The organism is Streptomyces sp. NBC_01276, assembly GCF_041435355.1.
In the GTDB taxonomy this organism is placed as follows: domain Bacteria; phylum Actinomycetota; class Actinomycetes; order Streptomycetales; family Streptomycetaceae; genus Streptomyces.
Map to the genome: position 1 here is coordinate 2530599 of NZ_CP108442.1, position 12937 is coordinate 2543535.

At 72.5% G+C, this 12937-nt stretch carries 10 protein-coding genes and 1 tRNA gene; 2 read left to right on the plus strand and 9 right to left on the minus strand.

Annotated features, from left to right (window positions below; translation table 11 throughout):
• Window positions 1–345: 345 nt before the first annotated feature.
• The 6 genes from thrB to OG295_RS10655 all read right to left on the minus strand — a co-directional run bounded on the left by thrB (window position 346) and on the right by OG295_RS10655 (window position 7159).
• On the minus strand, window positions 346–1284 hold the full coding sequence (gene thrB, locus OG295_RS10630; protein ID WP_371676652.1) for a homoserine kinase: 939 nt from the start codon (window positions 1282–1284) through the stop codon (window positions 346–348).
• 337 nt (window positions 1285–1621) lie between these two features.
• Complete coding sequence (thrC, locus tag OG295_RS10635) at window positions 1622–2692, minus strand: threonine synthase (RefSeq protein ID WP_371676653.1); 1071 nt, start codon at window positions 2690–2692, stop codon at window positions 1622–1624.
• A 6-nt stretch (window positions 2693–2698) separates the two neighbouring features.
• The gene (locus OG295_RS10640) at window positions 2699–3991 is read right to left on the minus strand and encodes a homoserine dehydrogenase (protein WP_371676654.1); all 1293 of its coding nucleotides are present in this window, start codon (window positions 3989–3991) and stop codon (window positions 2699–2701) included.
• Window positions 3992–4161: 170 nt separating this feature from the next.
• On the minus strand, window positions 4162–5553 hold the full coding sequence (lysA, locus tag OG295_RS10645) for a diaminopimelate decarboxylase (protein ID WP_371676655.1): 1392 nt from the start codon (window positions 5551–5553) through the stop codon (window positions 4162–4164).
• Window positions 5554–5572: 19 nt separating this feature from the next.
• Window positions 5573–6544: an ArgS-related anticodon-binding protein NrtL gene (nrtL, locus tag OG295_RS10650; RefSeq protein ID WP_371676656.1), complete on the minus strand. Its 972-nt coding sequence runs from the start codon at window positions 6542–6544 to the stop codon at window positions 5573–5575.
• Between the two features lie 147 nt (window positions 6545–6691).
• Window positions 6692–7159: a response regulator gene (locus OG295_RS10655; RefSeq protein ID WP_266842318.1), complete on the minus strand. Its 468-nt coding sequence runs from the start codon at window positions 7157–7159 to the stop codon at window positions 6692–6694.
• Between the two features lie 106 nt (window positions 7160–7265).
• Between OG295_RS10655 and OG295_RS10660 the strand changes: the two genes are divergently transcribed.
• A tRNA-Arg gene (locus OG295_RS10660) sits at window positions 7266–7337 on the plus strand.
• A 219-nt stretch (window positions 7338–7556) separates the two neighbouring features.
• On the opposite strand, the gene OG295_RS10665 is transcribed toward OG295_RS10660, so the two are convergent.
• The 3 genes from OG295_RS10665 to OG295_RS10675 all read right to left on the minus strand — a co-directional run bounded on the left by OG295_RS10665 (window position 7557) and on the right by OG295_RS10675 (window position 11603).
• Window positions 7557–7715, minus strand: a complete 159-nt coding sequence (locus OG295_RS10665; protein WP_371676657.1) for a hypothetical protein — start codon at window positions 7713–7715, stop codon at window positions 7557–7559.
• A complete protein-coding gene (locus OG295_RS10670) occupies window positions 7712–10192 on the minus strand; it encodes a helicase-associated domain-containing protein (protein ID WP_371676658.1) in 2481 nt (826 codons plus the stop codon). The genes OG295_RS10665 and OG295_RS10670 overlap by 4 nt, the downstream gene beginning before the upstream one ends.
• A gap of 184 nt (window positions 10193–10376) precedes the next feature.
• On the minus strand, window positions 10377–11603 hold the full coding sequence (locus OG295_RS10675) for an MFS transporter (protein ID WP_371676659.1): 1227 nt from the start codon (window positions 11601–11603) through the stop codon (window positions 10377–10379).
• 261 nt (window positions 11604–11864) lie between these two features.
• On the opposite strand from OG295_RS10675, the gene OG295_RS10680 reads away from it, so the two are divergent.
• A complete protein-coding gene (locus tag OG295_RS10680) occupies window positions 11865–12854 on the plus strand; it encodes an XdhC family protein (protein ID WP_371676660.1) in 990 nt (329 codons plus the stop codon).
• The last annotated feature ends 83 nt before the right edge of the window (window positions 12855–12937 follow it).

Genomic DNA, 12937 nt, shown 5'->3' on the forward strand with positions numbered 1-12937 from the left:
GGGTCATGGCCCGCAGCCGGGGCGGTGGTCCGCCGATCGATGTACGGCGGAGAGAAACGTGCGTGGATGGTTCCGGCGAGAAGCCCCGAGCTGGAAGCGTGGGAATGTCACGCCGATTCCGGAGCGTGCCCGAAACTGCTGGCAGCGATCAAAGCAGTCGGGGAGGCTCCCGGAAGAAAGGTGGTCCCGGATGGGGACACTGAGCACCGAGCCATGGCGGCTTCGGATGCGCACTTGAGACTAACACTACCGGATCCAACAGTTATTCCCCCTCTCAATCACCGGCAATAGCCCCTTCCGCAGGTGGGCGGCCTGCCCGGCCGCCCGCCCCGGCGGGCCGTGTCGTCACGACACGGACTGCCCGCCCTGGGCACCCAGCGGAAGGACGCTCGCACCCGCGGCGTCGAGTGCGAGCCGGTTGGCCGCCCACCCTTCGCCCGCGAGCTGCGCGACCTTGTCGGCCGCGTCGTTGTCGACCAGCGCGAGGACCGTGGGGCCCGCGCCGGAGATGACCGCGGGGATGCCGTCCGCCCGCAGTCGGCCCACGAGCGCCACGCTCTCGGGCATCGCGGGGGACCGGTAGTCCTGGTGCAGCCGGTCCTCGGTGGCGGGCAGCAGGAACTCGGGACGCCTGGTCATGGCCTCCACGAGCAGGCCCGCACGGCCCGCGTTCACGGCCGCGTCCACGTGCGGCACGGTGCGCGGCAGCAGTCCCCGCGCGGTCTCGGTCAGGACCGGCTTGGACGGCACGAAGACCACCGGAACGATGGAACCGGCGGGGTCCATCCGGATCGCCTTGGCACCGCCCCCGTCCATCCACGCCAGGGTGAAGCCGCCGAGCAGACAGGCGGCGACGTTGTCGGGGTGGCCCTCGATCTCGGTGGCGAGCTCCAGCAGCGCCGCGTCGTCGAGCCTGGCCTCGCCGCCTATGGTCACGGCGCGGGCGGCGACGATGCCGGCGCAGATCGCGGCGGACGAGGAGCCGAGCCCGCGGCCGTGCGGGATGCGGTTGGCGCAGACGACCTCCAGGCCGCGCGGCTGCCCGCCCAGCAGGTCGAAGGCCGTGCGCATGGAACGTACGAGGAGGTGGCTCTCGTCCCTCGGGAGGGTGTCGGCACCCTCGCCCGCGATGTCGATGTTCAGGCCGGAGTCGGCGACCCGGACGACCACGTCGTCGTAGAGCCCCAGGGCCAGGCCGAGGGCATCGAAGCCGGGGCCGAGGTTGGCACTGCTGGCGGGGACGCGCACCCGTACGGCGGCGGCGCGGAACGCTGGACCTGCCATCGGTCGATGACACTCCTTGTGACTGTGCGAGATCTGGTGTCGGTGCGGGATCTTCGCTGCGAATGTACTGGAGAACGTACGACACCCGAAGGCCCTTGGGGCAGCACCGCGTCATATGCGCGGTGGCGGATGTAAGTACAGCGTATCGAAGGAAGGTTCTCCCGCGACATAGGGCGCACAGGAGGCGCACGATGCGTGTCGCGGTCTTCCCCGGTTCCGCCTTGACCTTTGGTGTCGTACGGGCCGAGTTGCCGGATTCCGGAGACTTCCGGAATCCGGCAACGGGGCGGCGGGCCGGGAGGCCGGGACCGGGGGCCCCGGCCTCCCCGCGCCGGGGTCAGATCAGGCCGAGACGGGCGGCCGCGGCCTCGGCGTCCACCGGAACGGTGACCGGCTGCGGAGCGCCGGCGACCGCCCAGTCGGGGTCCTTCAGGCCGTTGCCGGTGACGGTGCACACGATCTTCTGGCCGGGGTCGACGAGACCGGCCTCGGCGGCCTTCAGCAGACCGGCCACGGACGCGGCCGAGGCGGGCTCGACGAAGACGCCCTCCTGCGCGGCCAACAGGCGGTAGGCGGCCAGGATCTGGCGGTCCGTCACCTCATCGATGAAGCCGCCCGACTCGTCCCGGGCCTGCAGGGCGTAGTCCCAGGAGGCCGGGTTGCCGATGCGGATCGCGGTGGCGATGGTGTGCGGCTCCTTGACGACCTCGCCGCGCACGATCGGCGCGGAGCCCGAGGCCTGGAAACCCCACACGCGGGGCGTACGGGAGGCCAGGCCGTCGGCCTTGTACTCCTTGAAGCCCTTCCAGTACGCGGTGATGTTGCCCGCGTTGCCCACCGGCAGGACGTGGATGTCGGGGGCGTCGCCGAGCGCGTCCACGATCTCGAACGCGGCCGTCTTCTGACCCTCGATGCGGACCGGGTTGACGGAATTGACCAGCGCCACCGGGTAGTTGTCGGACAGCGCGCGGGCCAGGTCCAGGCAGTCGTCGAAGTTGCCGTCGACCTGCAGGATCTTCGCGCCGTGCACCAGCGCCTGGCCCATCTTGCCGAGCGCGATCTTGCCGCGGGGCACGAGCACCGCGCACACCATGCCGGCGCGCACCGCGTAGGCGGCGGCGGAGGCGGAGGTGTTGCCCGTGGAGGCGCAGATGACGGCCTTGGCGCCGTCCTCCTTGGCCTTGGTGATGGCCATCGTCATGCCGCGGTCCTTGAAGGACCCCGTGGGGTTGGCACCCTCCACCTTGAGGTGCACCTCACAGCCCGTGCGCTCGGAGAGCACCTGGGCGGGGACGAGGGGAGTGCCGCCCTCGCGGAGCGTGACCACCGGGGTCGTGTCCGTCACCGGCAGGCGGTCCCGGTACTCCTCGATGATGCCGCGCCACTGGTGGGTGCGATTGCTGCTCATGGGTCCTTACTCCCCTTCAACACGCATGATGCTGGCGACACCGCGCACGGTGTCCAGCTTCCGCAGCGCCTCGACGGTCCCCGAAAGGGCGGCGTCGGGTGCGCGGTGAGTGACGACGACGAGGGAGGCCTCGCCGTCCTTGCCCTGCTGCCGCACCGTGTCGATGGAGACACCGTGCTCCGCGAAGGTGGTCGCCACCTGGGCGAGGACGCCCGGCTTGTCCGCCACATCGAGGCTGATGTGGTAGCGGGTGACGACATCCCCCATGGGGCTGACCGGCAGTTGGGTGTACGCCGACTCGCCGGGCCCCGTTGCCTGGGCGAGCTTGTTGCGGCAGACCGCGACGAGGTCGCCGAGGACCGCGGACGCGGTCGGAGCGCCACCCGCGCCGGGCCCGTAGAACATGAGGCGCCCGGCGGCCTCCGCCTCGACGAAGACCGCGTTGTACGCCTCGCGGACGGAGGCGAGCGGGTGGCTGAGCGGGATCATCGCCGGGTGCACGCGGGCGGTGACGGACTCGCCGTCCGCGGCGCGCTCCAGGATCGCGAGGAGCTTGATGGTGCAGCCCATGCGCTTGGCGGAGGCGAAGTCCGCGGCGCTGACCTCAGTCATGCCCTCGCGGTACACGTCGTCCAGGCGGACCCGGGTGTGGAAGGCGATGCCGGCCAGGATCGCGGCCTTGGCGGCCGCGTCGTAGCCCTCGACGTCGGCGGTCGGGTCGGCTTCGGCGTAGCCGAGGGCGGTGGCCTCGTCGAGGGCCTCCTGGTAGCCGGCGCCGGTCGAGTCCATCTTGTCGAGGATGAAGTTCGTCGTGCCGTTGACGATGCCCATCACGCGGTTGATCTTGTCGCCCGCGAGGGACTCGCGCATCGGGCGCACCAGCGGGATGGCGCCGGCGACGGCGGCCTCGTAGTAGAGGTCGAGCCCGTGCGTCTCGGCCGCGCCGTGCAGCGCAGCGCCGTCCTGGGCGAGCAGCGCCTTGTTCGCGGAGACGACGGAGATGCCGTTCTCGAAGGCGGTGGTGATCAGCGTGCGGGCGGGCTCGATGCCGCCGATGACCTCGATGGCCACGTCGATGTCACCGCGTTTGAGGAGGGCGGTGGCGTCGGTGGTGACGAGCGCCGGGTCGATGCCCTCGCGCACCTTGGAGGGACGGCGCACAGCCACGCCGGCGAGTTCGACGGGCGCGCCGATCCTGGCTGTCAGATCGTCGGCGTGCGTCGTCATGATGCGCGCCACCTCTGAGCCGACCACTCCACAGCCCAGCAGCGCCACCTTCAGCGGACGCGTACGCATCATTCGACCTACGCCTTTCGATCTTCCATCCGTAACCCGTGCGCGGATTGCGCGCGGGTCCTGAACCAGTCTCACTCAATGGACAGGACTTTCCATCCTCGGTCCATTGAGTGAGACACCGGTTTGGGATACCTATTTTGAGGGTCCGGGGGCTTTCCCCAGAAATATGGGAATCATCCGAGGTCGAGACGCAGGAGATCTTCCTCCGTCTCGCGCCGGACGATCACCCGCGCCCCGCCGTCGCGCACGGCGACGACGGGCGGGCGCAGGGCGTGGTTGTAGTTGCTGGCCATGGAGCGGCAGTACGCCCCGGTGGCGGGCACGGCGAGGAGGTCCCCGGGCGCGAGGTCGGCCGGCAGGAACGCGTCCTTCACCACGATGTCGCCGCTCTCGCAGTGCTTGCCGACGACGCGGACCAGCATGGGCTCGGCGTCCGATACGCGGGAGACGAGGGTGACCCCGTATTCGGCGTCGTAGAGGGCGGTGCGGATGTTGTCGGACATGCCGCCGTCGACGGAGACGTAGGTGCGCAGGCCTTCGAGGGGCTTGATCGTGCCCACCTCGTACAGGGTGAACGCCGTCGGGCCGACGATCGCGCGGCCGGGCTCGACGGAGATGCGGGGCGCCTTGAGCCCGGCGCTCTCGCACTCCCGCGCCACGATCTCGGTGAGGGCCTTGGCGATCTCGTGCGGCTCGCGCGGGTCGTCGGCGGAGGTGTAGGCGATGCCGAGGCCGCCGCCGAGGTCGATCTCGGGCAGCTCGACGCCGTGCTCGTCGCGTACGGCGGCCAGCAGCTGGATGACCCGCTTGGCGGACACCTCGAAACCGGCCATGTCGAAGATCTGGGAGCCGATGTGGGAGTGGACCCCGAGCAGGTCGAGGCTCTCGTGCCCGAGCGCCCGCCGCACGGCCTCGGCGGCGGAGCCGTCGGCGACGGCGATGCCGAACTTCTGGTCCTCGTGCGCGGTCGCGATGAACTCGTGCGTGTGCGCTTCCACGCCCACGGTCACGCGGATCTGCACGGGCTGGCGCACGCCGAGCTCACGGGCGATGTGCGCGACGCGGGCGATCTCCTGGAAGGAGTCGAGGACGATACGGCCGACGCCGGCGGTGACGGCCCGCCGGATCTCGCCCTCCGACTTGTTGTTGCCGTGGAAGGCGATCCGCTCGGCGGGCATCCCGGCGGCGAGGGCGGTCGCCAGTTCACCGCCGGAACACACGTCCAGGTTCAGCCCCTCTTCCTTCAGCCACTTCACGACGGCCTTGGAGAGGAACGCCTTGCCGGCGTAGAAGACGTCCGCGTCCTTGCCGAAGGCGTGCGCCCAGGCGCGGCAGCGGGCGCGGAAGTCCTCTTCGTCGAGGAAGTAGGCGGGGGTCCCGAACTCCTCGGCGAGCCGGGTCACTTCGATCCCGCCGACGCGGACCACCCCGTCGTCGTCGCGGGTGACGGTGCGCGCCCAGACCTTCTCGTCCAGCACGTTCAGGTCGGCCGGCGGCGGGGCGTAGTGGCCTTCGGGCAGGACGTCGGCGTGGCGGGGCCCGGCGGGGTGCGCGGAACGGCTCATCGGAATCTCTCTTCGCGGGTCACAGGAAGTCGGGGGCGTCTACGCCGAGCAGGGCCAGGCCGCCGGCCAGCACCGTGCCGGCGGCTTCGGCGAGGGCCAGCCGGGCGCGGTGGGCGGCCGAGGGTTTCTCGTCCCCTCGGGGCAGGACGTGGTGCTGGTGGTCGAGGAGCACATCGGCGACGGTGACGAGGTGCCGGACGAGCCGCTCGGGGGCCCGGTGGTGCGCGGCGGCTTCGAGGACGAGCGGGTACTCGGCGATCACCCGCACCAGCTCACGGCCCTCCGCGTCCTCACCCGCCCCGGCGTGGAACCCGAGCAGGGCGGCGTTGCGGCTCAGGGCACGGGCGCGGGCGTGGGCGTACCGCACCCGGAAGAGCTCGTTGGACTCGTCCTGGACGAGGAGGCCGGGCGCGAAGGCGGGGGTCTCCCGGGCCGGGACGCGGAGCATGGCCCAGCGGGCGGCGTCCTGCCCGTAGGCGGCGATCACGTCGCCGTCACGCCTCGCGACGGGGGCCAGGGGGATGGTCCCGAAGTCCTGCTCCTGCCCCTGGGACCTCATGATCCGCCCGACGGCCTCGCGCACGGCCCGCTCGCGCGGCCCGACGTGGGGAGCCCAGCGGAAGGGGTCGGCCTCGCCGCCACCGTCCGCGTACCCGTACCGGATCCCGGCGCTCAGGACCTCCCGTACGAGGGCGGCCTCGGAGCGGGCGGCGAGGGTGAAGTTCAGGAACCCGGCTCCGGTGACGTCGACGCGCGCGATCCCGGGCTCCTCGGCGAGCAGCCGGGCCAGCACGTCCGCCACGTCGCGGGGGACGCGGGCGGCCCCCTTGGCCACGTGGAAGGCGACGGGTGTGGCGTACTCCCCCACCCCGCCGGGCCGCGTCCGCTCGACGACGACCCGCTCGGGCACGCACGCGGCGCCCAGCTCACCGCTCTCGACGGCACGGCGTACGGCGTGTACGACGGCACGAGAGAGGTCGGCGGGGATCACGTCACCCACCCTAGGGGAGAAGCCCCGTCGGCCCGCACCGGGTTTCGCCATGTGAACAGCCATGTGAACGACCCCGGGACCCGACCCCCGAACAGAACCCCGAACCACCCCTGAACCGCCCCCGGCCGGCCACGCGAAAAAGAACCCTCAGGCCCCTCTGCCGGCCGACGCGCCCTTCCGCTCGCGGCGGTCCTTGCGCTCGACGAGCCTGCGCACGATGCGCACCAGCTCGGCGGGCTCGAAGGGCTTCGCGAGGAACGCGTCGACCCCGGCGGCGATCCCGGCCTCGACCTCGTGCTGGGTGCAGGCACTCACGATGGCGACGGGCAGGTGCCGCGTCCGCGGATCGGCCCGCAACTGCGCGGCCGCCCCGAACCCGTCCAGCCGCGGCATGACCACATCAAGGGTGATCGCATCGGGCTGCACCCGGTGAACGATGTCCAGACACTCGGCACCATCGCTCGCGGTCACGACCTCGAAGCCCTCCAGCTCGAGATTGACCTTGATCAGCTGCCGGATGACCTTGTTGTCGTCGACAACAAGCACCCGGCCCGAGGCGCCTGGCACAACTTGAGGGTAGGTCGCCCTAAGCCCCCGCGTCCGGGTTTTCGCCACTTCCACCCCCTCCGGGCGACCGACCTCCTCCTCCCGCCCAAATCGGTTCCTGATCACCCCACGGAAGCTGGTAGTGTTCAACCCGTCGCCGCAACGCGAACGACACGCCCCCGTAGCTCAGGGGATAGAGCAACGGCCTCCGGAGCCGTGTGCGCAGGTTCGAATCCTGCCGGGGGCACCTTGTACGAGGTGCCCAAAGACCCCGCCATCAGCGCGAATGCTGAGGACGGGGTCTTCGCGTATGTGCAGCCAACTGCCGCCCTGTGCAGCCGTATGTCAGCCCCCGTGGACTATCCGTGGACAGGATCTTGGTCCATCCGCGCAGGTCAGCCCCGGGAACGGCGAAGGCCCCCGGACAGGTCCAGGGGCCTCGCAGCGTATCTCCACTCACTCGCGATCACTCGTACTCGCGCAGCAGGTCTTCGATCCTCCTATTGGCCACCTCCTGGCGGCCGTCGAGGCACTTCGCGTACCGACTGAGCAGCACCTCCACGCTGTTGCCCGCACGCTCGGCGACCTCGGGGTTCGGGGTCGGCGCTGGGCAGGCGTTCGTCACCCAGGTGTGCTGAGGAGCCGGGCCGCCAGGGTGCGGGCGCTCGCCGGGACGCCGCGGCGCGGTTCGTCGTACCGGGGGTGGGCCTGTTCCAGGGTCGGCAGGAGGTTCGGGGCGCGGTCGGTGGGGGCGCGGTCCAGGACGGTCGTGCCCGTTTCGGCTTCCTGGGTGGGGGCGTAGCCGGCCGTGCGGAGGGCTGACAGCGTCTCCTCTGGCGGGGCGGTGGAGATCAGGACCGTGGGGGCGATCCGGCGGAGGCGGAGTTTGGTCAGGCCTCGGGCCTGGGCCACCTCGGCGATCAGTGCGGGGTCGTCCGAGCGGATGCAGCAGGCGGAGCGGACGACCTTGAGTTGTCCGTGGGTGCGGGCGGTGTCCTTGATCGTGTAGGCGAGCGGCTGTGGCAGTGGGGTGCCGCGCTCGCTCGCGGTGGTGAGGCGGTCGAGTAGTTCGTCTGCGCTCCAGCCGGCGTCCAGGGCCCGGCGTACGGAGGTCGCAGTGATCCGCCAGACCACGGCGTGCCCTTCGGACTCGATGTCGCCGACAGCGGAGAGCAGCTCTGCGAGGGCGGGCGCGGGCGCACCGGTGACGGTGGCCGTCAGGTCGCTCTGGAACCGGGCCGTCTCGCTGGGCTCGGGGAGCGCCGCGTACAGGGCCTCGCGCAGTGCGGTCACCGCCTGTGCCAGGGCAGGGCGCAGGGAGAGGTCCTCGCCCAGGCCCGCGGAGCCGCGGGCGGACGGGTCCGTGCCCGCGCCGGGCACGGCCGGGTAGTGATGGGCGGCTCCCACCTCCAGCAGTCGACACAGGGCCCGCCCGGCGGGGGTGAGCGCGCCGTGAGCGACCACGCCGAGATGGGCCGCCTCTGTCAGGGTGGCTGCCAGGCGGTCGAGCACTGCGTCCAGTCCGGTCAGCTCCCCGGTGCCGTCTGCGGCCAGGTGGCCGCGCAGGGCGGGCTGGAACCACGCGGCCAGGGAGAGGAGTTCGGTGAATCCGAGCGCGTCGCCGGTCAACCCCTGTCCGTCGGGGAGGACCGCGAGCGCTCGGAGGACCCCGGTGCGCAGGGCCACGGCGTCCTCGTCCTGCGGGCTGACGAGCGCGACCGGGGTCTCGTCGGGGTCCGGCCAGTGGCTGAGCACTGCGGGGACCACAGCCCAGGCGGCCAGCAGCGGCAGCAGCTTGCCCGCTGCGGGGGCGGCTACCCAAGCGTCGTAGCGGTCGCTCGGCAGCAGCCGGGCGGAGGGCTTGGGCCCGTTGGAGTTCCGGCGGCCGCGGGGAGCGGGGGCGGGTTCGTCGTCCTGAGGCGCGGCCAGGCCGGCGTTGACCGCGAGGTCCAGCCACAGCCGGGTGTCGGCCTCATCGGCCCCGGCGGCCTTCGCCAACCGCCGGGTGTCCCGTACGGCGATCCCGCCCGCCTTGCGGACCGCGACCGGCTGGGCGGCCAGCGCCCGCAGTACCAGTTCGGCCCTCCAGGCGGCCGCCGCGGCGGCCGTGCCACCCTCGCCATCCCAGCCGGACGGCAGCGGCGCGGTGGCGGTGAACGGCCTTGGTTCCAGCTCGGGGCTGGGTGCCGCGCCCCCGTCACGGAGCGCACGGGCGACCTCGTACGGAAGCTCCACCAGGTCGAGACCGACGGGGACCAGTAGTCCGCGCACGGCCAGCCAGTCGGTGCCCACGTCGCCGCTGCCGCCCTCCCGGAAGACGTACTTGGCGTCCGGGCCCGCGTACTGCGCCCCGTACCGGCCGACGAAGCAGTGAGTGCGCAGCAGCGGCGGGCCGGGTACCAAATGGTCCAGCAGCTCCAGCGCCCGGACCGGGGCGTCCGCCACCAGTGCCCGCACCCGGGCGGGATCGGCGAGCAGAGCGACGATCAGCTCCTGGGCCTGGTCGCGGGTACGGGCCGCGCCCTCGCCGAAGAGGGTTGCGGCGATTCGCTTGACCTCGGGGGCGTTGTAGGCGTAGGTCAGCAGCCGGTTGGCGGTGCGCCCGTAACCGTCGAACCCAGTGGCCCGGACATGCAACAGCGGCGGCAGCGCCAGTTTCCCCTTGGGCGCGGGGAGCAACAGCGCGCGCTCCCGCAGTCGGGCGAGCGTGTGCTCCGCCCGCCGCAGCTTCTCCCCCGGCTCGAACCAGGCCAGTACGTCCCGCTCGGACACCATGCGGTCCGCGGGCTCCACCGCGGCAACGGGCTTCCGCTGTTGCCAGGGATACCGGGGCCCGTCCTCGGCCTCGCCACCGACCACCGGGCCGTGGCGCTCCAGGGCGAGGGCGGCGATGGAGGCGAGCAACTCCAGTTCTCCGGCAGTGCCCGCCATCAGGCCCTGGCCCACCGACTCGTCGGTGAGCAGGTGTTCGGCGAGCTCAAGCAGGGTGGTGATCCGTCGGTACTCGGCGGCGAGCGGCAGATCCCGCTCCTCCAGCAAGGCTGTCAGCCGCTCGGGATCCAGGGTGCCCAGCCATTTCGCGAGGGTGCTACGCGCATTCACCCGGCCAGGCTAGCGCCGTCCGGTCACCCCGCGGAGGTGAACCGGACGCGTCCCCTCAGACCGCCGTGCTCGGCGGAGAGCGTGGTGAGGTCGGTGGGACCGTCGCGGCGGCACAGGGCGGCGGCGATGGCGTCGGCGTCGCTCGCGGTTTCCGGCCCACGCCGGCGTCAGGTACCCCACAGGGTCAGGGGGACTCCGTGGTGGGGGATGTCGGGTGGGGGAAGGCCGTCAGGGCGATGGTCGCTGCGGTGAGGGTGATGAGGCCGCCCGTGGTGAGGGCCCAGCGGGGGCCTCGGTGTTCCGCGAGCAGGCCCGTGAGGAGGGCGCCCAGGGGGGTGCCCCCTTGGAAGATCACCGTGTAGAGGGCCATCACCCGGCCCCGGTAGGCCGGGTCCGTGCCCAGTTGGACGCGGTGGTTCGACGCCTGGGCGAAGTACATCATCGTGAAGCCGGTCAGGGTCAGGAGCAGGCAGGCCGTGGTCAGGGTCGGGGCCAGGCCCACGAGGGCCTCCGTGATGCCGAAGGCCAGTGCCGAGCCGGTCACCACGAGGGCCGACGGGCGGCCGCGGCGGGCGGTGGTGGCGAAGGCGGCCAGCAGGGAGCCCGCCGCCAGGGAGCTGCTGAGCAGGCCGAAGGCGGTGGAGTCGGTGTGGAACTCCGTCTTGGCCAGCAGGGGCAGGGTCAGCTGGAAGTTGAACCCGGCCAGGCCCACCACGCCGAGCAGCGCCAGCGGCAGTACGAGGTCGGGGCGCCGGCCGACGTAGCGCAGTCCGTCCGCGATCCCGGGCGCGGCCGGCCGCGACGCCGGGACGTGCAGTTCCGCCGGGCGCATCAGGGCGACGCTGGCGACCGTACCGAGGTAGCTGACGGCGTTGATCAGGACGACGGCCGCGACGTCGAGGCGGGCTATGAGGAAGCCCGCGATCGCCGGGCCCACCACGCGGGCGACGTTGAAGTAGGCCGCGCTCATCGCCGAGGCGTTCGGCAGGAGTTCGCCGCCGACCATCTCGCCGACGAACGAGATCCGGGTGGGCGCCTCCACCGCGTTGACGGTGCCCAGGGCCAGGGCGAAGAGCCAGATGTGCCAGAGCCGCACCTCGCCGAGGAGGATCCACAGGCCCAGTGCCAGCGCGAGCACCCCGGACGCGCCGTTGGCGAGCATCAGGAGGCTGCGTTTGCTGTGGCGGTCGGCGAGCCCGCCCCCGTACAGGGTCAGCAGGAGGACGGGGGTGAACTGCATGGCCGTCACCACCCCGAGGGCGGCGCCCGAGTCGCCGGCCAGTTCCAGGACCAGCCAGTCCTGGGCGATGACCATCATCCAGGTGCACGTGACGGAGAGGAGCTGTCCGAGGACGAACAGCCGGAAGTTGCGCACCGAGAGGGACTGGAAGGTGCGTCTCAAGGTCTCCACGGTTCGGCCGTTCCCCTTCCACGGCGCCGCACGGGCTCGGCGGCACACCTGGGAACACGGTGGTCCCGCCCACTCCGATTCTTTCTCGTGACGGTGTTCCGGCCACTTCCGGTGGTCCGTACGAGGGGGGTGGGGCGGGGTTGGTGGGTTTGGGGGGTGGGTGCGGGGCGGGGGCGTGCGTAGGGTGGTCGGACAGGCCGCATTGTGCCGCTGACCAGGGCATTTGCGGGAAAGCAGCGCGTGGAGGATGGGGCGACGAGGATGCGTGAGCTGGCGGAGACCGCACGGCGGTGGGTGGCCGAGGGGCGGGTCGCGTTCCTGGCGCGGCCGGTGACCGAGCAGGGGTTCGGGCCGCGTGATCCGGCCGGGGCCGTGCTCGTGGACGCGCGGGGCGAGTGCGTGGGGGCCCTGTACCACGGGGTGTTCGACGCCGAGCTCGTCGCCGAGGCGGCGGCGCTGGGCGCGGCCGTGGGCGCGGAGGGGGCCCGGGTGTGCGAGCTGTCCGTCGGGGCGGGCGAGGCCGTGGAGGCCCGGCTGACCTGCGGCGGGCAGGCCGAGGTGCTGCTGCAGCCGCTCGCGGCGATCCCGGCCGAGTGGTGGGAGCTGCTCGGGACGGGGGCCGGGGTGGCGCTGGTGACCCGGCTGAACGCGGACGCCGACCGGGCGGAGAGCCGGGTCGTACGGGCCGGCGGGACGCCCGGCGACGACGCGGAGCGCCGGGCCGGGGAGCTGCTCGGTACGCGGCGGCCCGGCCGGGACGCGCTGTACGGGGGATCCGGGCTGGTGCTCGTGGAGGCGTACCCGTCGGCGCCGCACGTGGTGATCGGCGGGGCCGGCGAGCTGGCCGACGTCATCGGGGCCCAGGCGGCGCTGCTGGGCTGGGAGGCGGTGTGCGTGGAGGACGCGGCCGAGGCGGAAAAGGTGCTGACCGCCCACCGGGATGCCGCCTGCCTGGTGCTGCTCAGCCACGAGCCCGACTTCGACGTGCCGGCCCTGCGGACGGCGCTCGCGCTCGGGATCCCGTACGTCGGCGCGCTCGGGTCGCGGCGGACCACCGCGCGGCGCCGGGAGGGGCTGGTCGCGGCCGGGGTCCGGGAGGCGGAACTGGCCCGGGTGCACGGGCCGATCGGGCTCGACCTGGGCGCCAAGACCCCGGCGGAGACCGCCCTGGCGATCTGCGCCGAGATCCTCGGGGTGCTCGGCGGGCGGGAGGCGCAGGGGCTGCGGGATTCCGACGGACCGTTGAGGTGACGGGTCCGGTGAGGTGATGGATCCGGTGAGGTGACGGGTCCGGTGAGGCGGTAGGGGCGGGCGGACCGGACGGGGCGGCCCGG

Coding starts and splice junctions, on each gene's coding strand:
- thrB (WP_371676652.1), bottom strand. CDS start 1,284: ATGGCAGGTCCAGCGTTCCGCGCCGCCGCCGTACGGGTGCGCGTCCCC.
- thrC (WP_371676653.1), bottom strand. CDS start 2,692: ATGAGCAGCAATCGCACCCACCAGTGGCGCGGCATCATCGAGGAGTAC.
- OG295_RS10640 (WP_371676654.1), bottom strand. CDS start 3,991: ATGATGCGTACGCGTCCGCTGAAGGTGGCGCTGCTGGGCTGTGGAGTG.
- lysA (WP_371676655.1), bottom strand. CDS start 5,553: ATGAGCCGTTCCGCGCACCCCGCCGGGCCCCGCCACGCCGACGTCCTG.
- OG295_RS10680 (WP_371676660.1), top strand. CDS start 11,865: ATGCGTGAGCTGGCGGAGACCGCACGGCGGTGGGTGGCCGAGGGGCGG.